Annotated in this window: 18 protein-coding genes; 13 read left to right on the top strand and 5 right to left on the bottom strand. The window is 67.8% G+C overall.

Annotated features, from left to right (window positions below; all coding sequences use genetic code 11):
* Positions 1-8: 8 nt before the first annotated feature.
* Positions 9-2,453 (bottom strand): mechanosensitive ion channel domain-containing protein, encoded by a 2,445-nt coding sequence (locus ACTRWB_RS00400; RefSeq protein ID WP_446900554.1) that lies wholly within the window; start codon positions 2,451-2,453, stop codon positions 9-11.
* A gap of 309 nt (positions 2,454-2,762) precedes the next feature.
* Positions 2,763-3,722, bottom strand: a complete 960-nt coding sequence (locus tag ACTRWB_RS00395) for an LLM class oxidoreductase (RefSeq protein WP_446900553.1) — start codon at positions 3,720-3,722, stop codon at positions 2,763-2,765.
* 710 nt (positions 3,723-4,432) lie between these two features.
* On the opposite strand from ACTRWB_RS00395, the gene ACTRWB_RS00390 reads away from it, so the two are divergent.
* The 5 genes from ACTRWB_RS00390 (at position 4,433) to ACTRWB_RS00370 (ending at position 8,414) form a co-directional block, all read left to right on the top strand.
* Positions 4,433-4,573: a hypothetical protein gene (locus ACTRWB_RS00390; protein WP_446900552.1), complete on the top strand. Its 141-nt coding sequence runs from the start codon at positions 4,433-4,435 to the stop codon at positions 4,571-4,573.
* Between the two features lie 251 nt (positions 4,574-4,824).
* Positions 4,825-5,721: an NAD-dependent protein deacetylase gene (locus ACTRWB_RS00385; protein WP_343490361.1), complete on the top strand. Its 897-nt coding sequence runs from the start codon at positions 4,825-4,827 to the stop codon at positions 5,719-5,721.
* Entirely contained in the window at positions 5,718-6,359 is a 642-nt protein-coding gene (locus tag ACTRWB_RS00380; RefSeq protein WP_446900551.1) for a DUF938 domain-containing protein, read from the top strand. The genes ACTRWB_RS00385 and ACTRWB_RS00380 overlap by 4 nt, the downstream gene beginning before the upstream one ends.
* A 97-nt stretch (positions 6,360-6,456) precedes the next feature.
* The gene (gndA, locus tag ACTRWB_RS00375; RefSeq protein WP_021160879.1) at positions 6,457-7,869 is read left to right on the top strand and encodes an NADP-dependent phosphogluconate dehydrogenase; all 1,413 of its coding nucleotides are present in this window, start codon (positions 6,457-6,459) and stop codon (positions 7,867-7,869) included.
* A gap of 200 nt (positions 7,870-8,069) precedes the next feature.
* Entirely contained in the window at positions 8,070-8,414 is a 345-nt protein-coding gene (locus ACTRWB_RS00370; RefSeq protein ID WP_446900550.1) for a DUF4148 domain-containing protein, read from the top strand.
* A gap of 302 nt (positions 8,415-8,716) precedes the next feature.
* Here the strand turns inward: ACTRWB_RS00370 and ACTRWB_RS00365 are convergent, their stop codons facing one another.
* The gene (locus ACTRWB_RS00365) at positions 8,717-9,034 is read right to left on the bottom strand and encodes a hypothetical protein (protein ID WP_129516912.1); all 318 of its coding nucleotides are present in this window, start codon (positions 9,032-9,034) and stop codon (positions 8,717-8,719) included.
* A 422-nt stretch (positions 9,035-9,456) separates the two neighbouring features.
* On the opposite strand from ACTRWB_RS00365, the gene ACTRWB_RS00360 reads away from it, so the two are divergent.
* Positions 9,457-10,188 (top strand): peptidoglycan DD-metalloendopeptidase family protein, encoded by a 732-nt coding sequence (locus ACTRWB_RS00360; protein ID WP_129516913.1) that lies wholly within the window; start codon positions 9,457-9,459, stop codon positions 10,186-10,188.
* A gap of 59 nt (positions 10,189-10,247) precedes the next feature.
* On the opposite strand, the gene ACTRWB_RS00355 is transcribed toward ACTRWB_RS00360, so the two are convergent.
* On the bottom strand, positions 10,248-10,886 hold the full coding sequence (locus ACTRWB_RS00355) for a Pr6Pr family membrane protein (RefSeq protein ID WP_446900549.1): 639 nt from the start codon (positions 10,884-10,886) through the stop codon (positions 10,248-10,250).
* Between the two features lie 229 nt (positions 10,887-11,115).
* Between ACTRWB_RS00355 and ACTRWB_RS00350 the strand changes: the two genes are divergently transcribed.
* The 5 genes from ACTRWB_RS00350 to ACTRWB_RS00330 all read left to right on the top strand — a co-directional run bounded on the left by ACTRWB_RS00350 (position 11,116) and on the right by ACTRWB_RS00330 (position 16,747).
* Positions 11,116-11,652 (top strand): cytochrome b, encoded by a 537-nt coding sequence (locus ACTRWB_RS00350; RefSeq protein WP_048250537.1) that lies wholly within the window; start codon positions 11,116-11,118, stop codon positions 11,650-11,652.
* Positions 11,653-11,808: 156 nt separating this feature from the next.
* On the top strand, positions 11,809-12,177 hold the full coding sequence (locus ACTRWB_RS00345; RefSeq protein WP_446900548.1) for a DUF2946 domain-containing protein: 369 nt from the start codon (positions 11,809-11,811) through the stop codon (positions 12,175-12,177).
* Between the two features lie 84 nt (positions 12,178-12,261).
* Complete coding sequence (locus tag ACTRWB_RS00340; protein WP_446900547.1) at positions 12,262-14,394, top strand: TonB-dependent copper receptor; 2,133 nt, start codon at positions 12,262-12,264, stop codon at positions 14,392-14,394.
* A 220-nt stretch (positions 14,395-14,614) separates the two neighbouring features.
* Positions 14,615-15,709, top strand: coding sequence for an esterase/lipase family protein (locus ACTRWB_RS00335; RefSeq protein ID WP_446900546.1), 1,095 nt, complete (start codon positions 14,615-14,617; stop codon positions 15,707-15,709).
* Between the two features lie 3 nt (positions 15,710-15,712).
* The gene (locus ACTRWB_RS00330; RefSeq protein WP_446900545.1) at positions 15,713-16,747 is read left to right on the top strand and encodes a lipase secretion chaperone; all 1,035 of its coding nucleotides are present in this window, start codon (positions 15,713-15,715) and stop codon (positions 16,745-16,747) included.
* 29 nt (positions 16,748-16,776) lie between these two features.
* On the opposite strand, the gene pdxR is transcribed toward ACTRWB_RS00330, so the two are convergent.
* Positions 16,777-18,297, bottom strand: coding sequence for a MocR-like pyridoxine biosynthesis transcription factor PdxR (gene pdxR, locus ACTRWB_RS00325; protein ID WP_446900544.1), 1,521 nt, complete (start codon positions 18,295-18,297; stop codon positions 16,777-16,779).
* 108 nt (positions 18,298-18,405) lie between these two features.
* Here pdxR and ACTRWB_RS00320 point away from each other — a divergent pair, with 108 nt between their 5' ends.
* Positions 18,406-19,512 carry an ABC transporter ATP-binding protein gene (locus ACTRWB_RS00320; RefSeq protein ID WP_048250530.1) on the top strand — a complete coding sequence of 369 codons (1,107 nt, stop codon included), beginning with the start codon at positions 18,406-18,408 and terminating at the stop codon, positions 19,510-19,512.
* A 77-nt stretch (positions 19,513-19,589) separates the two neighbouring features.
* Positions 19,590-20,636, top strand: coding sequence for an ABC transporter substrate-binding protein (locus ACTRWB_RS00315; protein ID WP_129516921.1), 1,047 nt, complete (start codon positions 19,590-19,592; stop codon positions 20,634-20,636).
* Positions 20,637-20,672 lie beyond the last annotated feature (36 nt).

The raw sequence follows: 20,672 nt of genomic DNA, 5'->3' as shown, positions 1-20,672 counted from the left end.
CCGTCCAGTCAGTTCGGCTTGCGCGCCGGCTCGTCGTTTGACGGCGGCCGGGGCGCTGTTGCGGCGGCATTGCCGTTGCCGTCATGGCTGCCGTTTTCGTCCATGCCGGCCGGCCGCGATTCATCCGCGTACGCGACGACGCTGCGCTGCGGATTGGCGATCCGGATGCCGCGCTCGCGGAAGGTTTCCGCGATGCGCCGGTTGAATTCACGCTGCACGCTCCAGCGCGTCGAGTCCGTGCACTGCATCTGTCCGGCCAGCGCGAGCGCCGCGCCGTCGACCTGGTCGATGCCCCAGTAGCTGAAGTCCGACAGGATGCCGTCGTGGTATTTCGGATCGTCGCGCAATGCGGCGCCGATCTCCTTCAGCGTCGCGATCGCGCGATCGATGTCCTCGCCATAGGCGATGCTGACCTTGACTGCCGCGTTGCCGAGCCCGCGATTCGTGTTGTTGACGGTCGTCACCGAGCTGAACGGGATCGTGTACAGCGAACCGTCGCCGCCGCGCAGCCGCACGGTGCGGATCGACAGGTACTCGACCGTGCCAGACACGCCGGCGAGCGTGACCCAGTCGCCGACCTGCATCGCGTTTTCCATCAGCAGGAAGATCCCGGTGATGAAATCCTGCACGAGCTTCTGCGAGCCGAAACCGAGTGCGACGCCGAAGATGCTGGCGCCGGCAAGCAGCGGGCCGATGTTCACGCCGAGCTCGCTGAGGCCCGTCAGCACGACGACGAGCGCGATCATCACGAACAGCAGCGAGCGCAGCATCGGCAGCAGCGTGCGCAAGCGCGCCGCGCGCACCAGATTGCCTTCGCGCGTCCAGCGCTGCAGACGGCGCTCGATCGCAATGTTCGCGGCTTCCCATACGACGAGCGCGACGACGGCCGCGATCGCGATCGTCATCAGCGCCGACGCGAGCCGGTGGCCGATCGTGCCGGTCTCGAACGCGCGGAAGATCGGCACGCCCCAGATCTGCAGCAGCAGCACGACGGTCACGATGCCGATCACGCCCGACACGATCTGGCGCAGCAGCGGGTAGTAGCGGTACGCGTGCAGGTGGACGAGCGTGCGGTCTTCGTCGCGGCCCTGGAACAGCCGCGCAAGCGCGCCGAACACGACGATCGATACCATCCGCATGCCGATCATCACCGCGATCGAGCGGCCGCCGAGCGTGATCAGCACGCGGTAGCCGTTGTGGACGTCGAGTGCCCACACGAACCACAGCGCCATCACGATGAATACCGACACGGGTGCCCATGCGTCCGCGAGCGCGTTGCCGACCACCGCGAAGGTCGGCCGGTCCGCGCCGGCCGCGCGGATCCGTGCGGCGACCGGCCGGCGGCACTGAAGGATCAGCGCCGAGATCATCACGTGCCCGACGAGCGCGACCGCTTTCAGCAGCGCGACGTGACCGGCCTCGCTGAGGCCGAAGTTCGCGGCGATCTCGACCGCGGCCGTGCACGCGCCGACCACGATCACGATCCGCGCGATCGAGCGTTGCGCGAAGTCGGCCCATGCATCGCTGATATGCAGCAGCCGCAATTGCCGTGCATCGGGCTGGAAGAACAGCCGGCTGACGATCGTGACGAGCCGGCAGATCACGTAGATGTCGATCAATGCCTCGAGCGCGGATTCGATCGGCGTGCCTGCATCGCCGATCACCGACATCGTCAGGCTCGCGACGCCGACGAACACGAGCAGCGGCACCGCGCGCAGCACGAGGCTGACGAGCGCGCGCGGCATCCGGTGCAGCAGCGTGGTTTGACGCTGCGCATGGCCGAGACCTTGCGACGACGCGGGCGCGGTGTCGGGCGGGGTGGAGGCATCCCGTAGTGATGCGTTGTCGTCGTCGGGCGTGACGGAATCGGGCGCGGTGCGGCGCGACGGGTCGGCGCGCCGTGCGGCCACCGTGGCCAGCGCGCGTCGCAGCAGCCGCTTTGCGAACCATTCGACGAGGAGCGCGGGCACGAGCACGGCGATGATGAGGAAGATCGCGTGCATGAAATCCGCGCGCGCGTCGGCGCGCACCAGTCTGTCATGCCACCAGCTTCCGACCGAGCCGACATCGAGCAGCGAGCGCAGCGATTCCTTCAGCGCGCCGCCGATTTCGATGGTCCAGCGCGACCCCTGGCGGACGAGCATCGACGCGAGCCCGTTCGACGTGAGCGCGCTCGGGGCGGCGGCAGCCGACGCGCCGCTGGCCGCGGCCGTTTCGCTGGCGGCGACCGCGGGCGCGCTCAATGCGCCGACGGCCGCGATCGCGCGCAGCGTCGTTTCGACCTGCGCGCGCTCGCGCGGGTTTTCGAGCACGGTGAGTGCCTGCTGCGCCTGTTGCGGCGTCAGCGCGGGCGCGGTGCCGGAGGCGGCCGACGCGGCGGCCGGGGCGGGAGCGGCCGCGTGCGCGGCCGAGACGACGGCGGCCAGCAGCCAGCCGAGGAGGAAATGTCGCATGAGTGGGCATGCGGGCGCGCATCGGCGCGCGGCCCGCCGAGCTGAACGATGGACGGAAGTTAACATGATCGCGATCGGAACCGAATAGTTCCTTCGATGAGTATTCGAATCGGGCATACGCGAGGTGGCGCGGGCGTTTGCGAGTCGTTCGCGCATCGGATCGCCGCGACGCCGGCTGCGCGTTCTGTCACGCATGTGTCTGACGCAGACTGTAGGCAACCCGATATGTGGGAATGTCCTGCTTGCCGGATCGTAAGGTGGTTGTAACGACGCGTGCATCGCGCCATATGAATTCGGATTCCTGACGAATCACGCCTGCTCGTCGTGAAAAACCGGCAGCACGTGCTCCGCGAGTTCCTCGATGACCTCGCGCACGGGCCGGTCCGATCCCGGATTCAGCGTGACGTGATGCGTGCCCGCCGCGCGCATGCCGTGCAGGATGTCGACCAAGGCATGTCGCCCGGTTGCATAGCCGAGCGGCAATGCGGTGGCCGGCGTATCGGGCTGCGCGGCGAGGTCGAGCCGCATCGACACGCCGAATGCGCGAAAGGCCGGCGACGCGAGCCGGTCGACCGCCGCGCGCCACATCGAATAGCGGGCGCGCTGCGTGTCCGGATCGCGGTGATACGTCATCCAGCCGATCGCGTGCCGCGCGATCCAGTCGACGCTCTGTCCACCCGAGCCGACCGCGAGCATCGGCACCGCGCCGTCGCCGCGCGGCAGCAGCGTGAATTCGGGCGCGTCGGGCGGCGCGTCGTCGGGCAGCACGCGAGACGGCACGCCGAGCGCGGCCGCGACGACGTCCCAGTGTGCGCGGTACCGGTCGCGCCGCGTTTCCACGTCGACACCGAACGCCGCATATTCGGGCGGCCGGTCGCCGGAGCCGAGCCCGAGGATGAAGCGTCCGCCCGACAGCGTCGCGACCGACAGCGCGCCTTTCGCGATATGCAGCGGATGACGCAGCGGCAGCACGATCGCGCCGCTGGCGAGCGCGATCCGGCGCGTGCGCGACGCCAGCGCGCCGAGCAGCACCCACGGGTCGAGGTGGCCGACCGGGTCGGGATAGTCGGCGCTGTTCAGCGGCACGTCGCGAATCCACAGCGCGCGAAAGCCGAGCGTATCGGCCAGCGCCGCGAGTTCGAGCTGTTCGTTGAAGTCGGCGACGATCTGGTCGCTGCGAAGTAGCGGCAGCGTGAGGCCGATCGACAGCCGCCCGGCCGAAAAGACGCGATGCGCGACGTCGGGGCGGGCGGGGGCGGGCGTGGTCATGTCGAATCCTGGGAGGCGGTGCAACGCGAACGCGCGGCGCTGCGTGTCCGAATGCTAACGTGTTTGCGCAAGGCGGGAGCGGGGCGACCCACGCGAAGGGGCAAGGCCGCGCGCCCACGTCCGTTCGTGTGCGTGTGGCTACTGTCGGGCGATTGTAGGGCGATTGGCGCCAGCGCGCAGATGCAACGCCTCGGTGCCCGCCCGGGCCGTGCGCGAGCGGCACGGCGGCAGGCTCGGGCAGCCTGCACCGATCCGGCGGGCCGCCGTGTGCGTTTCAGTTTCGAAACGTTCGCGCTTCTTGCCGGTGCGCGATATGCGTCGACGGCCCTGTTTCGGCCCGCGCGGCCTTGCGGCATGAAGCATGGTGCGCTCCTTGCATATCTGTACGAGCCGTGAGCGCGGTCGCGGGTGCAGTGGGGCCGGCGATCGCTTCAGTGGGTCGGACGTATCGAAGACGGGGACAAGAGAATGAAAAGAGACCGAATCGCAACGTATCGTGTTGCAAACATGAATCGCCGACCTGCCGGGACATTCGCTTCGCCGTTGATCGAGGCGACGTGAGCGCGCGGCTTTCCGTTCCATCCGAGCAATCGGGTTCGTACTGAACGACGACGTGCATGTGTGACGCACGAGGCCGACCGGTGCCGGTCGGCCGTCGGGGATGAACCGTGAACGCTTGTGGATGGCCCCGGCCTGGATCCCGGATCGTCATGAAGCTGCGCGCAACGCAAGTCGTCGCGCGGCGTTTTCGTTCGCGCGCCGCGCATGGCCTCGGCGCGGCGAGCCCGAACCGGATCGTGCAGGAAAGCCGGCGGCGCAACGATGCGCGCGGCATCGCGGAACATGCGTAATTCAGGGGAAGCGTTCGCTGGTCGCAGCGTGACGGACGCCGCAAGTTTGTGCTGTCAGTTGATCCACTACCCCGATGGATCAATTGTTGAAGCGCCCATCGCCGAGTGGCGGATGGGCGTCTTTTTTTGTGCGCCGGTCGGCCGCGCGGGCCGTCGGCCCGATCGCGCGGCGTTCTGTATGATGTGCTGGCGTGCCTGGCCGCCCATGCGGGCGCACGGCCTGCCGGCGCGCCCGATCACGTGTTGCCAACATGAACGATAAAGCCCTGCACGACCTCTCATCCGCCGGCGTCGATCCGGCCGCGCTCGATGCGCTGCACATGTTCGTCGAGCGTCATCCGCGCCTGCTCGTGCTGACCGGCGCGGGCATCAGCACCGATTCCGGCATTCCCGGCTATCGCGACCGCAACGGTCAATGGATGCGCTCGCCGCCGATCCAGCTCCATGAATTTCTCGGCTCCGATGCCGCGCGGCGACGCTACTGGGCGCGCAGCATGATCGGCTGGCCCGTCGTCGGCCGCGCGCAGCCGAACGGGTCGCACGTCGCGCTGGCGCGGCTCGGCGGCGCCGGCCGGATCGAGCGCCTCGTCACGCAGAACGTCGACGGCCTGCATCAGCGTGCGGGCAGCGGCGACGTGATCGAACTGCACGGCGGGATCAACGGCGTGACGTGCCTCGCATGCGGCGCGCATCATGCGCGCGCGGCGATCCAGACCGTGCTCGAAGCCGACAATCCTGAACTGCTGGGCGCGCAGGCCGAGCCGGCCGCGGACGGCGACGCGCATCTCGAATGGGCCGGGCTCGACACCTTCCGCATCCCGGCGTGCCCCGCGTGCGGCGGCCTGCTGAAGCCGGCCGTCGTGTTCTTCGGCGAGAACGTGCCGCGCGAGCGCGTCGCGCTGGCGTCGCAGGCGCTCGATGCGGCCGACGCGCTGCTCGTCGTCGGCTCGTCGCTGATGGTGTATTCCGGTTACCGCTTTTGCGTGTGGGCGCAGGCGCAGCACAAGCCGGTCGCCGCGCTCAATCTTGGCCACACGCGCGCCGATCCGATGCTGACGCTGAAGGTCGAGGCGCGTTGCGCACCCGCGCTCGACGCGCTGACCGCGCGGCTGGGCCTCGCGGGCAATGCACCGGAGCACGCATCGTGACCGATCAAACGCAGTTGCCCGATTCGTCCGCACGGCTGTCGGCGCCGGCGGCCGAACGCAATCGCGGGCCGATCCTCGACGTATTGCGCCGCGTGCTGCCGGCGAGCGGCAACGTGCTCGAAATCGCGAGCGGCACGGGGCAGCACGTCGTCCATTTCGCGCAGGCGTTGCCGGGACTGCGCTGGCAGCCGAGCGATCCCGATGCGCAGGCGCGGCGCTCGATCGCCGCGTGGGTCGCGCACGCGGGCCTCGCGAACGTCGCCGGGCCGCTGGCGTTCGACGTGCGCGACGCAGCCTGGCCGGTCGGCGCGCTCGACGCGATCGTCTGCATCAACATGATTCACATCTCGCCGTGGGCCTGCACCGACGCGCTGTTCGCGGGCGCGTCGCGCCTGCTGCGGCCGGGCGGCGTGCTGTTCCTGTACGGCCCGTATCGCCGCGAAGGCCGGCATACGGCACCGTCGAACGCAGCATTCGACCTGCAGTTGCGGAGCCGCGACCCGTCGTGGGGCGTGCGCGATCTCGAAACCGTCGTCGCGCTCGGCCTCGATCGCGGGCTCGACTGCATCGAGGTCGTCGAGATGCCGGCGAACAACCTGAGCGTCGTGTTCCGGCGGCTTCCGCACGCGGAGCAATGACACGCAAGCGCGCATCGCCGCCGGGTTTCCACTATCCTTTCGCCTGTGCGCGCGGCCAGGTTCAGGTCGCGCCCCGTTTTTTCCGGAGAATTGACTAATGGGCAAACAAGCAATCGGTGTGATCGGGCTCGCGGTGATGGGCCGCAATCTCGCACTCAATATCGAGAGCCGCGGTTACGCGGTGTCGGTGTACAACCGCAGCCGCGAGAAAACCGACGAACTGATCGCCGAATTCCCCGGCCGCAATCTGGTGCCGACCTATACGCTCGAAGAGTTCGTCGCGTCGCTCGAAACGCCGCGCCGGATCCTGATGATGGTCAAGGCAGGCGAAGCGACCGATGCGACGATCGCGTCGCTCAAGCCGCTGCTCGAGAAGGGCGACGTGCTGATCGACGGCGGCAATACGCACTTCACCGATACGATCCGCCGCAACCAGGAGCTCGCGCAATCGGGCCTGCACTTCATCGGCACCGGTGTGTCGGGCGGCGAAGAGGGCGCACTGCGCGGCCCGTCGATCATGCCCGGCGGCCAGCGCGACGCGTACGACCTCGTCGAGCCGATCCTCAAGCAGATCGCCGCGAAGGCACCGTCGGACGGTGAGCCGTGCGTCGCGTACATGGGCCCGGACGGCGCGGGCCACTACGTGAAGATGGTCCACAACGGCATCGAATACGGCGACATGCAACTGATCGCCGAAAGCTATTCGGTGCTGAAGGACGTCGCGGGCCTGACCAACGACGAGCTCGGCGCGGTGTACACCGAATGGAACCAGGGCGAGCTCGACAGCTACCTGATCGAGATCACGTCGAAGATCTTCGGCAAGAAGGACGAAGAGACCGGCAAGCACCTCGTCGACGTGATCCTCGATCGCGCCGCGCAGAAGGGCACCGGCAAGTGGACGAGCCAGAACGCGCTGGATCTCGGCGTGCCGCTGCCGCTCATCACCGAATCGGTGTTCGCGCGCGTGCTGTCGTCGCTGAAGACCGAGCGCGTCGCGGCCAGCAAGATCCTGTCGGGCCCGGCCGCCGCGCCGTTCGACGGCGATCGCGCGGCGTTCGTCGAAGCGGTGCGCCGCGCGCTGTACCTGAGCAAGGTGATCTCGTACGCGCAGGGCTTCGCGCAACTGCGCACGGCGTCCGAAGAGTACGGCTGGAACCTCGATCTCGGGACGATCGCGAAGATCTTCCGTGCGGGCTGCATCATCCGCGCGCGCTTCCTGCAGAAGATCACGGACGCGTACGCGAAGGATCCGGCGCTCGCGAACCTGCTGCTCGATCCGTACTTCAAGGACATCGCCGCGAATTACCAGGCGTCGCTGCGCGACGTCGTGGTCGCCGCCGTGAAGGCCGGCGTGCCGGTGCCGGCGTTCGCGTCGGCGGTTGCGTACTTCGACAGCTACCGTTCCGAGCGGCTGCCGGCGAACCTGGTGCAGGCGCAGCGCGACTTCTTCGGCGCGCACACGTTCGAGCGCACCGACAAGCCGGGCAGCTTCCACGCGAACTGGTCGTAATCGCCCGCGAGGGCAGCATTGTTGCGAAAATCTATTCTTTGAATAGGGTTTCTCTATCCCGGATGCCGACATTGTTGGCTCCGGGGAAACAGTGTTTTCGCTCTTTCATGGTTTTCCCTAGGGGACGTCGGGACTAAACTCTGTTCCATCGCTGCAGACATGGTGTGTGCGGCGGAGCAAAAAAATCCCCGGAGGTAATCATGAAATCGCTGATCGCAACGTTCGCTGCAGCTGCTGTCCTCGCCGTTCCCGCCGTCTCGTTCGCCCAGGAAAACGCGCCCGTCACCCGTGCGCAAGTGAAGGCCGAACTGGTCGCCGTGCAACAAGCCGGTTACAAGCTGGGCAGCGACCGTACGACCTACCCGGAAGGCATCCAGGCTGCTGAAGCCCGTGTGAACCCGCAACAGAACGTCGCCGCCGCCGACACGACCGGCTATGGCGCACAACCGGCCGGCGCACAAGAATCGGGTGCTCCGGCTGCTGCAAAGACCGGCTGGCAAGTCAAGCGTATCGCTGACGACGCACCGATCTACAAGGGTCGTTAATGGGACGGCCGCCCAGGCGGCCGGATCCGACCCCGTAGTACAAACAGCCCGTCGTTCCGCAAAGCGGAACGACGGGCTGTTTTCATTGGTGGCGCCTGCGGCGCCGGTTCCGCAAAGCGGAAAGACGGGCGGGTTTAATTGGTGGCGCCAGCGGCGCCCGTTCCGCAAAGCGGAACGACGGGCTGTTTTCATTGGTGGCGCCTGCGGCGCCGGTTCCGCAAAGCGGAATGACGGGCTGTTTTCATTGGTGGCGCCTGCGGCGCCGGTTCCGCTTTTATGGGTGGCGTGTACCGCGCCGGCGCTCAGTGTAGCGGGCGCGTGCCGCGCCCGATATCCCGGAACAGCGCTTCGGCCGGTTCCAGCACCTGCAGCCACGTTTCGTCGTAGCCGCTCAGCGTGTCGAGCGCCTCGCGCAGCCGCTCGATCGCGAGGACCGGCAACTCGACGCTGTGGCGCGTACCCGTCAGGTGCGCGACGCTCGCCAGCTGGACAAGCGCGTCGGCCGCCTCGGCGACGTCGGTCGCGAACAGCAGATGCCGGTTGAGCAATTCGACCAGGCCGCTGGAACCGGCGAAATCGTCGGCGTTGAGCTGCACGGAAAGAAACGTCGCGTTGTTCATCGTCATGCTCCTCGTTGTCGTTGGATCGCGTTGCGCATCACCGAGTATAGGCGGCGATCGAAGGGGGGAATGTGACGGGGCCGAGATGACGGGCGAGGGCGGCGACGCGTGCGGAAGACCCGCGACAGGCCGCCGGACGGCCCGCGCGGCGCGGTTTGCGGGCCGCCGGCACGCCGGTGAGGCGCCGCAAGATTGTTGCCGGATCAGGCACTTGTCGCGGCCCTGACCGCCACAAATGGTATCTTTGCCGGTCGGAACGACGTGAAAAAGGGGCCGGTGAGCCCGTTCGCGCCGACTCCGCTGTGGAAACTGACGGCCGCGAGAGCGGTCGGATACTGGTTGGTCCGGCCCTCCGGCCGGACATCGTGCGTCGCGCGCCGGAGGGCGGTGGGCGGCGCAACGACGCAAATCCGGGAGGACCCTTGAGAGAAACTATTCCCATCCACGATGCGCTCGCGCGCTGGCTGCCGCAGGCGGCGCTCATCGCCGCGGCCGTCGCGTTGTCGGGCTGTACGCTGACACCGTGGACCGACAACTGGCAGCCGGCGCGTCAGTCGACCCCGATGTCGGCCGCGACGCCGGGCGTGATCGCCGGCTATTACCGCGTGAACCCGGGCGACACACTCGCGGGCATTGCGGGCGCCTACGGGCAGCGCGTGCAGGACGTGGCCAGCTGGAACCACATGGCGCCCACCGATGCGGTGTCGCCCGGCCAGGTGCTGCGCGTCGCGCCGCCGCCGGCCGCGACGTCGCTCGGGCAGCCGTCCGCCGCCGCGCAGCCGGGCTCGCTTGCATGGCCGGCCACGGGTGTCGTCGCGACGCCGTTTACGGCCGGCAAGACGCGCGGCGTCGTGATCGCCGCATCCGGGCCCGACCATTCGGTGCGGGCCGCGGCGAACGGGCGCGTGGTTTATGCCGGGTCCGGCGTCAAGGCCTATGGCCCGCTCGTGATCCTGAAGCACGACAACGGGCTCATTACGGCCTACGGACACAACGGCAAGCTGCTCGTCAACGAAGGCGACGCGGTACGCCAGGGCCAGCCGGTCGCCGAGATGGGCACCGACCCAAGCGGCCGTTCGACGTTCGAGTTCGAAGTCCGTCAGAACGGCAAGGTCGTCGATCCGATGAACTTCCTGCCGCGCAACGGCGGCTGACGCACCCGCGTCGCCACGTGTGCGCCGGGCGGCGCACACGCTCCCGCCTTCTTCCACCTCTATCCTTCCTTGAACGCCGCGGTGCCGGCCTGTCTCGCGCGATTGCCGAGCCAGCAGATGCCCAGTGCGAGCGCCGCCGCGCCGAGCGCGATCAGCGAGCACTGGATCGCGACCGGCAGGTAGCCATGCGGCCGCGGATCGACGAACGGGTAGGGATACCAGTTCTCCAGCGCGCCGCGCACCAGCGTATAGCCGAGATAGATGACCGGAAAGCCGAGCCACGCAAACGCGCTGCGCCGCGGGATCGGCGAGCGCGGCTCCACGTACAGCCAGTCGCACAGCATGACGAGCGGCACGATCCGGTGCAGCACCCAGTTGTTGAACGCGGGCGTGACGTGGCGTAGCGCATCGAGCCGCGCGAGCAGGAGTTCGTAGACGATCGCGGTGATCAGCATGTACAGCACGGCGGCACCGCGCATCGATTCGTAGCGCGCCGAGCCGGGGCGCGCGATGCGCCAGAGCCCCGCGGCCAGCACCCCGGCCGCATAGAGGCTGCTCAGTTGCGTGAAATAGCTGAGAAAGTTGCCGAGCTCGAACGCGGGCATGCCCCAGTAGCCGGCGATGCTGTGCAACGTCGTCGACACCGCGAGCAACGCGGCGGTCAGCCGGTAGGCCGCAACGAAGAACGCCTTGCTCATGATGCGCGCGCAACGTTGACACCAAAGCTTCATCGTGCCACAGGCGTTTCCGGGCGCGATGCGGATTTTCCATATGAAGGCCCCGCGCGGCGCGCGTTGACGATTCGTCCGATATTTGACCGTGCCGCGCAAAACCGGACGCCCGTGCGGCTACAATCGTGGCAGCTTTGCCGGGCTGCCGAGCCGATTGCGGCATGCGCCCCTCCCCGCATACAACACGAGACGAAGCATGAGAAACATCCTCGCGAAACAGACGCGCTACAGCTCGCCCGCGATCTTCTTCCACTGGGTCATCTTCCTGCTGGTGGCGTTGGCCTACCTGGCCATCGAGATCCGCGGGCCGAAAGGCAGCGACAGCCGTGTGTTCTGGATGAACGTGCACCTCACCGCGGGCACCTTCGTGCTCGTGCTGTCGGTGCTGCGCGTGCTGTGGCGGGCGGTCAGTCGCGTGCCGCAAGCCATTCCGCAGGCGGTGCTGCTGCGCTGGCTCTCGAAGCTCGCGCATGTCGCGCTCTACGTGTTCATCATCGCGCAGCCGCTGCTCGGCATCATGATGATCAATATGGGCGGCAAGCCGGTGTCGCTCGACTGGCTCGGCGTGTCGTTCACGCTGTTCGGGCCCGACAAGGCGCTGCGGCCGACGATCAAGGAAGCGCACGAGCTGATCGGCAACGCGTTCTACTTCGTGATCGGCCTGCATGCGCTGGCCGCGCTGTACCACCATTTCATCCGGCGCGACGACGTGCTGCGGCGCATGGCACCCTGATCGCCACGCTCCGGGCGCGCACGGCAGGCGAGGGCGCATGGTTGTGTTGACAACCATGCGCCCTCGCTGCGTTTACCGTCATGTGCGGCTGGCCATCGTGGCGAACATTCTGTAACATCTCGGCTGTTTTTACATTCCGCTTACTCGCCGCCGCGCATGCTGCACCGACATCGTCACCTGACCGCCTGGCTCGGCGTGCTCGCGATCTGGTTCGCGATCGCGGCGCCGCTGGTGTCGCAGTGGCGCGTCGCGCAGGCGGCCACACCGGAAGCGATCGTCTGCAGTACAGAGCACGGTGCGCATCAGTCGCCCGATGCGGGCCGCACGCACGATCACGCGCTGCATCTCGATGCGTGCGGCTATTGCGGCTTCTTCGCGCACAGTCCCGCGCTCGGCGCGCCTGCCGCCGCGTCGTTCGCTTCCGTTTCCGTCGTTTCCGTTTCCGCCGCCGCGCCGCCTGCCGTCGCGGTGCGCGCCAACCGCTATCCGCGCGCGTATCCACGCGCACCGCCCGAGCGCGCCTGACGCGTTTTCTTCCGTTCTGTTCCACCGCCGATATCCGTGCGGCCCGTCGAGGCCGCGTGGAGGGCGTCACTCGGGCTTTCCATCATGACCATTTTCCAGTTGCGTGCGCCACGGGCGTCACGCAATGCCTGTGCGCGGCGCATGCCGCGCATGCTGAAACTTACCGTTCCCGCGCTGGCCGTCGGCGCCATGGCCGCCAGCGCCGCCGCGGCCGAAACGGCGCGCACGGCCGGCGCACCTGCTGACGACGCGGCCGCGCTGCTGCCACCGGTCGAGGTCGTCGCGTCGCCGCTGAGGACACCGCTCGTCGTCGTCACGGATCCGAAGGCGCCGCGCCAGCCGCTGCCCGCCAGCGACGGCGCCGATTACCTGAAAACGATCCCCGGCTTCACGTCGATCCGCAGCGGCGGCACGAACGGCGACCCCGTGCTGCGCGGGATGTTCGGTTCGCGGCTGAACATCCTGGCGAACGGGATGCCGACACTCGGCGCGTGTCCGAACCGGATGGATGCGCCGACTTCGTACATCGCACCGGAAAGCTATGACAAGGTCACCGTCGTGAAGGGGCCGCAATCCGTGCTGTATGGCCCGGGCGCGTCGGCCGGCACCGTGCTGTTCGAGCGCGTGACGCCGCGATTCGACAAACCGGGCATGCGGTTCGACGGCAGCCTCGTCGGCGGCTCGTTCGGGCGCAACGACCAGAACATCGACGTGACGGCCGGCACGCCGGACGTCTACGGCCGCGTGACCGCGAACCACGCGCATTCGCAGGACTACAAGGACGGCAACGGCAACACGGTGCCGTCGCAGTGGGACAAGTGGAACGCCGATGCGGCACTCGGCTGGACGCCCGACGACCACACGCGCGTCGAACTGACGGCCGGCACGGGCGACGGTTACGCGAAGTACGCGGGCCGCGGGATGGACGGCGCGCATTTCCGCCGCGAGACGTTCGGCCTGTCGTTCGACAAGCGGCATCTCGGCGACGTGCTCGACCGCATCGAAGCGCGCGTGTACTACAACGAAGCCGACCACGTGATGGACAACTACACGTTGCGGCAGCCCGACCCGACCAGCAGCATGCCGATGCGGATGGCGGCCGAGGTGCGGCGCCGCACGTTCGGCGCGCGCGCGGCGGCGACGTTCCGTTTCGGCGACGACTTCAAGCTCGTGACGGGTGTCGACGCGCAATCGAACCGGCTCGATTCGCGTTCGGCGATGGGGTCGCAGAACTACGGCGACCAGCCGTGGGATGCACAGGCGACGATGTGGAACGCGGGCGCATTTAGCGAGCTGACGTGGTATGCGAGCGACGTGTCGCGCGTGATCGGCGGCGCGCGCATCGACTATGCGAGCGCACGCGACAAACGCGCGACGGTGAGCGGCATGATGATGAGCAAGCCGAATCCGACCTTCGACGACGATCGAGCGCGCGTGCTGCCCAGCGGTTTCGTGCGCTACGAACGCGATCTCGCGTCGCTGCCTGTCACGTGGTACGCGGGGATCGGTCATGCGGAGCGCTACCCCGACTACTGGGAGCTGTTCTCCGCGAATCGCGGGCCGGCCGGTTCGGTCAACGCATTTTCGTCGGTGCAGCCGGAGAAGACCACGCAGCTCGACATCGGCGCGCAATACAAGAGCGACCGGTTCGACGCATGGGTGTCGGCCTATGCGGGCTACGTGCAGGACTTCATCCTGTTCAACTACAGCGCCGGCATGATGGGCTCGACCACGCAGGCCACCAACGTCAACGCGCAGATCATGGGCGGCGAAGCGGGCGTGTCGTGGCGGCCGGTCGCGCCGCTGCGCGTCGAGACGTCGCTCGCGTATGCGTGGGGGCGCAACGTGGCGAGCGGCGATCCGCTGCCGCAGATGCCGCCGCTCGAGGCGCGCATCGGGCTCGAATACACGCGCGGTGCATGGTCGGCCGGTGGCCTGTGGCGGATCGTTGCGCCGCAGCATCGATATGCCCTGAATGAGGGCAACGTGGTCGGCAAGGACTTCGGTCCGAGCGCCGGATTCGGCGTGCTGTCGCTGCATACGCAATACAACGTCAGCAAGACCGTGCAGATCTCGGTCGGCGTCGACAACGTGCTGAACAAGGCCTACACGGAGCACCTGAACCTCGCCGGCAACGCGGGTTTCGGTTATCCGGCGAACGCGCCGGTGATGGAACCGGGCCGTACCGCGTGGTTGCGCGTGAGCGCGAAGCTGTAGCGCGCGGCGCGTGTGCGTTGCAGCAAACGCGCGCACGAACGCGGCCCCGCCCGAACGGGCGGGGCGCGTCAACCGATTAGAGAACCGTGTCTAGTCAGGGCGCAAACGTTCGCGACTCGTGATTCACTCCCGCATTCGACGGTCACGGCGCACACGAGGGCGCAACGTGCGTCGATTCGAGTTCATTCGCACCGGCAGCACAATAATCAGGAGAACATGCATGGCCAGATCGATGCGTTCCAGGGTGGTGGCAGGGGCAGTGGCATGCGCGATGAGCGTCGCGCCGTTCGCGGGGATGACCGCGGCGATGACGCTCGCGACGACGCACGCGGCGATGGCGGCGAGTGCGCCCGCCGACAACTACGCGGCGACGCGCTATCCGATCATTCTCGTGCACGGGCTCACGGGAACCGACAAATACGCAGGTGTGCTCGAGTACTGGTACGGGATCCAGGAGGACCTGCAGCAGCATGGCGCGACCGTCTATGTCGCGAACCTGTCGGGCTTCCAGAGCGACGACGGCCCGAACGGGCGCGGCGAACAGTTGCTGGCCTACGTGAAGACGGTACTCGCCGCGACGGGGGCGACCAAGGTCAATCTCGTCGGTCACAGCCAGGGCGGGCTGACGTCGCGTTATGTCGCGGCCGTCGCGCCCGATCTGGTCGCGTCGGTGACGACGATCGGCACGCCGCATCGCGGCTCCGAGTTCGCCGACTTCGTGCAGGGCGTGCTCGCGTACGATCCGACCGGGCTGTCGTCGACGGTGATCGCCGCGTTCGTCAATGTGTTCGGCATCCTCACGAGCAGCAGCAACAACACGAACCAGGACGCGCTCGCGGCGCTGAAGACGCTGACGACCGCACAGGCCGCCACGTACAACCAGAACTACCCGAGCGTTGGCCTTGGCGCGCCGGGCAGTTGCCAGACCGGCGCACCGACGGAAACCGTCGGCGGCAACACGCATCTGCTGTATTCGTGGGCCGGCACCGCGATCCAGCCGACGATCTCCGTGCTGGGCGTCACGGGTGCGACGGATACGAGCACCATTCCGCTCATCGATCCGGCGAACGCGCTCGACCCGTCGACGCTCGCGCTGTTCGGCACCGGCACGGTGATGATCAACCGCGGTTCGGGCCAGAACGACGGGGTCGTGTCGAAGTGCAGCGCGTTGTACGGCCAGGTGCTGAGCACGAGCTACAAGTGGAACCATCTCGACGAGATCAACCAGTTGCTCGGCGTGCGCGGCGCGAATGCGGAAGATCCGGTCGCGGTGATCCGCACGCATGCGAACCGGCTGAAGCTCGCGGGCGTGTGATCGATGACGGCACGTGAAGGGCGCGCGCCGCTGGCGCGGCGCGCTGTGGTCTACGGTGTCGTGGGGCTGGCGGCGATCGCCGGCGTCGCGATGTGGAGTGGTGCGGGATGGCATCGCGGTACCGGCACGGCCGGCGAGTTGCCGGACGCAGCCGCGGCAGGCGGGGCGGCTGCCGCGCCGCCGCAGGCCGCGCTGCCGGCGAGCACGGGCCTGCCGTCGTCGCTGGCCGGCTCCAGCGCGCCGCGGCTGCCGCTCGATGCCGGCGGCCATCTTGCGAAGTCGCGCGCGGTGCGCGATTTCTTCGATTATTGCCTGACCGCGCAGAGCGACCTGAGCGCGGCCGCGCTCGATGCGTTCGTCATACGCCAGATCGCCGCGCAGCTCGACGGCACGGTCGCGCAGGCCGAGGCGCTCGACGTCTGGCACCGGTATCGCGCGTATCTCGACGCGCTCGCGAAATTGCGCGATGCCGGCGCGGTCGACAAGTCCGACCTGGGGGTGCTGCAGCTCGCGCTCGACCAGCGCGCGTCGATCGCGTACCGCACGCTCGGCGACTGGAGCCAGCCGTTTTTCGGCGCGGAGCAGTGGCGGCAGCGCTACGATCTCGCGCGACTGAAGATCGCGCAGGATCGTACGCTGACGGATGCGCAGAAGGCCGAGCGGCTCGCGGCGCTCGAGCAGCAGATGCCGGCCGATGAACGCGCGGCGCAGCAGCGGGTCGACCAGCAGCGGGCCGCGATCGACCAGATCGCGCAATTGCAGAAGAGCGGCGCGACGCCCGATGCGATGCGTGCGCAACTGACGCAGACGCTCGGCCCGGAAGCCGCCGCGCGCGTCGCGCAGATGCAGCAGGACGACGCATCGTGGCAGAGCCGTTACGCGGACTATGCAACGCAGCGTGCGCAGATCGAGTCGGCCGGCCTGTCGCCGCAGGATCGCGATGCACAGATCGCCGCGTTGCGGCAGCGCGTGTTCACGAAACCCGGCGAAGCAGTGCGGGCGGCATCGCTCGATCGCGGCGCGGGCAGTGCGCAGTGACGAAGGCGGCGCGCCGCGCGTGACCGGCCCTATGCCGCGCGCGTGATGTGTCGCGGCAGATGTTGCTCGATGGTATCCGCGAGCGTGTCGAACGCGGGCCCGATGCCTTCGTGCGCGACGCACGCATAACCGAGCAGCAGGCCGCGCCGCGCGGTGTCCTGGCGGCTGTAGTAGCTGGTGAGCGGGCGCACGATCACGCCCGCGTCGAACGCGCTCTGCGTGACCGCGCGATCGTCGCAGGCGTCGGGCAGGCCGAGCACCAGGTGCAGGCCGGCCTCGTCGCCCATCACGGGCAGCGCATCGCCGAAGCGCGCGCGAATCGCGTCGATCATCAGTTGCCGGCGCTCGCCGTACAGCGTGCGCATCCGCCTGACGTGCGAAGTCAGGTGACCATCCATGATGAATTCGGCGAGCACGGCCTGCTGCATCAGCTGGCCCTCGCGATACAACTCCGACAGCCCCGTGCGGAACGTGTCGACCAGATGCTCGGGCACGACCATGTAGCCCATCCGCAGCCCCGGGAACAGCATCTTGCCGAGGCTGCCGACGTAGATCACGCGGCCGCCGTCGTCGAGCCCCTGCAGCGACGCGAGCGGCCGGCTGCCGTAGCGGAATTCGCTGTCGTAGTCGTCCTCGATGATCCAGCAGCGGTGCTGGCGCGCGTATTCGAGCAGCATCCGGCGCCGCGCGAGGCTCATCACCATGCCGAGCGGGTACTGATGCGACGGCGTGACGAGCACGAGCCGCGGCGGGTGCTGCATGTCGCTTGCGCGCGGATCGAGCCCTTCCTGGTCGACCGGCACCGGCGTGAGCGTGAGGCCGGCCGCCTGCAATACGCTGCGCACGCCCCAGTAACACGGTTCCTCGACCCACGCACGATCGCCGATGTCGGACAGCAGCCGCACCGCGAGATCGATCGACTGGTGGATGCCCGTCGTGATGATCACCTGGTCCGGCGAGCATTTGACCGAGCGCGCGACGCGCAGGTAATCGGCGAGCGCGCGCCGCAACGGCCGATAGCCGCCGCCCGGCGCATAGGTCAGCAGCTCGGGGTTCGCCTCCTTCCACAGCCGCGCCTGCAGGCGGCTCCAGGTGCGGCTCGGAAATTCCGACACGTCCGGTACGCCCGGCATGAACGCGCCCCACTGGCGCCGCGACACCCCCGCGTGCTCGATCAATTGACGGCCGCGCATCGACAGGCTGCCCTGTGCGTCCGGCGCGGGTTCATCGGCGTCCGTCGGCGGCGGCGCGGCGCCCGGCGCCTGGATCGCCGCGGCGTCCGGGCGCGTGTCGGCCACATAGGTGCCGCTGCCGGTCGTCGTCAGCACGTAGCCTTCGGCCGTCAACTGGTCGTACACGTGCAGCACGGTATTGCGCGCGATCGACAGGTCCGCCGCGAGCGTGCGGGAACTGGGCAGTTTCGTTCCTGGCCCTAATTCCCCGGTCAGGATGGCCTGCTGCATCTGCTGGAGCAACTGCCGGTACATCGGCTCGGACGAGCCGCGGTCGAGGTGGGCGGAGAGCCAGTCGGCGAGGATCACGGTATCCAAAGTGGTCCTACTAGTAATATTGAAATGGTTCCCTATTGTAGAACCGTGTGCGCCGTATAGTGGCTCGCATCTCAAAATCAATTGTCGCGAAGCAAGGGGACAGCCACGATGAAGTCCGATGATGTGATCGTCAGCTTTCGCGGCGTGCGGAAGACCTACGACGGCGAGACGCTGGTCGTCAAATCGCTCGACCTCGATATCCACCAGGGGGAATTCCTGACGCTGCTCGGGCCGTCGGGCTCGGGCAAGACGACCTGCCTGATGATGCTGGCCGGTTTCGAGTTTCCGACGGGCGGCGAGATCCGCCTCGACGGCGAGCTGCTGAACAACGTGCCGCCGCACAAGCGCAACATCGGCATGGTGTTCCAGAACTACGCGCTGTTTCCGCACCTGACGGTCGAGCAGAACGTCGCGTATCCGCTGACCGTGCGCAAGCTGCCGGCCGCCGAGCGCGCGGAGCGCGTCGCGCACGCGCTGAAGATGGTGCAGATGGAGCGCTTCGCGAAACGCTATCCGGCACAGTTGTCGGGCGGCCAGCAGCAGCGCATCGCGCTGGCGCGTGCGCTCGTGTTCGAGCCGAAGCTCGTGCTGATGGACGAGCCGCTTGGCGCGCTCGACAAGCAACTGCGCGAACACATGCAATACGAACTGAAGGCGCTCCACGAAAAGCTCGGCGTGACCTTCGTCTACGTGACGCACGACCAGGGCGAGGCGCTGACGATGTCCGATCGCGTCGCCGTGTTCGACAAGGGCATCGTGCAGCAGCTCGACACCGTCGACCGCCTGTACGAATCGCCGTGCAACGAATTCGTCGCGAACTTCATCGGCGACAGCAACCGGCTGCGCGGCACCATCGCGCGCGTCGACGGCGAGTTCTGCGAGTTCCGGCTCGACGACGGCACGAAGCTCGTCGGCCGCCATATCGGCGACGCGGCCGAGGGCGCGTCGGCCGTCGCGTGCATCCGCCCCGAACGCATGAGCCTCGCCGCGCACGGCGCGAACGGGCACGCGAACGGCGCCGCCGCCAACCGGCTGAGCGGCGAGGCGCGCAGTCTCATCTATTTCGGCGATCACGTGCGCATGCGCTGCGCGCTGCCGGGCCAGGACGAATGTTTCGTGAAGGTGCCGCTCGGCACCGGCGCGCTCGACGCGTTCTCGCCCGGCGCGCCGGTCTCGCTCGCATTCGCGCCCGAACACCTGCGCGTGTTCGCATGAGCACGGCTTCCCCGATTTTCCGTAGCACGTCGTCAACAACAACTGCCCACTTCCACCACGAGAGGAGAGGAACCACCATGAACCGAGCAAGCTTTACCGCGCGTCGTACCGCGCTGGCACTGGCGCTCGCCGTAGTCGGCGCATCGGCTTCGGCCGCCGAGCTCACGGTCGTCAACTTCGGCGGCGCGAACGGCGACGCACAGAAGGCCGCGTTCAACCAGCCGTTCGAGAAGGCAACCGGCAACAAGGTCACCGCCGTGGAATACAACGGCGAGCAGGCGAAAGTGAAGGCGATGGTCGAGGCGAAGCACGTCAACTGGGACGTGGTCGAAGTCGAATCGGGCGACCTGAACCGCGGCTGCGACGAAGGGCTGTACGAGAAGCTCGACTGGTCGAAGATCGCGAAGAAGTCCGACCTGATTCCGGAATCGCCGCAGGTGTGCGGCGTCGGTTTCTTCGTGTGGTCGACGGCGCTGTCGTACAACGCGGACAAGCTGAAGTCGGCACCGACCGGCTGGGCCGATTTCTGGAACGTGAAGAAATTCCCCGGCAAGCGCGGGATGCGCAAGGGCGCGCGCTATAACCTCGAATTCGCGCTGATGGCCGACGGCGTCGCGACGAAGGACGTGTACAAGGTGCTCGGCACGAAGGCCGGCCAGGATCGCGCGTTCAAGAAGCTCGACGAGCTGAAGCCGTACATCCAGTGGTGGGAAGCGGGCGCGCAGCCGCCGCAGTTCCTCGTCGCCGGCGACGTCGTGATGTCGACCGCGTACAACGGCCGCATCGACGCCGCGCAGAAGGAAGGCAAGAACCTGAAGGTGGTGTGGAACGGCAGCATCTACGACCTCGACTACTGGGCGATTCCGAAGGGCTCGCCGAACAAGGCGCTGGCCGAGCAGTACATCGCGTATTCGCTGACGCCGAAGCCGCAGCAGGCGTATGCGCAGCACATCGCGTACGGCCCCGCGAACATTGCGGCGATCAAGTCGCTTGACGCGAAGACGCTCGCGAACCTGCCGAACTCGCCGGCCAACGGCAAGAACGCGGTGCTGGAGGATATCGGCTTCTGGACCGACCACAGCGACGAGCTCGAGCAGCGTTTCACCGCGTGGGCGACGAAGTAACCGTTCAGGCATCCTGATGCAACCGGCCGCGCGGCG

It is taken from the genome of Burkholderia sp. YIM B11467, from assembly GCF_052952715.1.
Note: the sequence above shows the minus strand (reverse complement) of the source record. Positions and strands in the feature narration are given on the sequence as shown.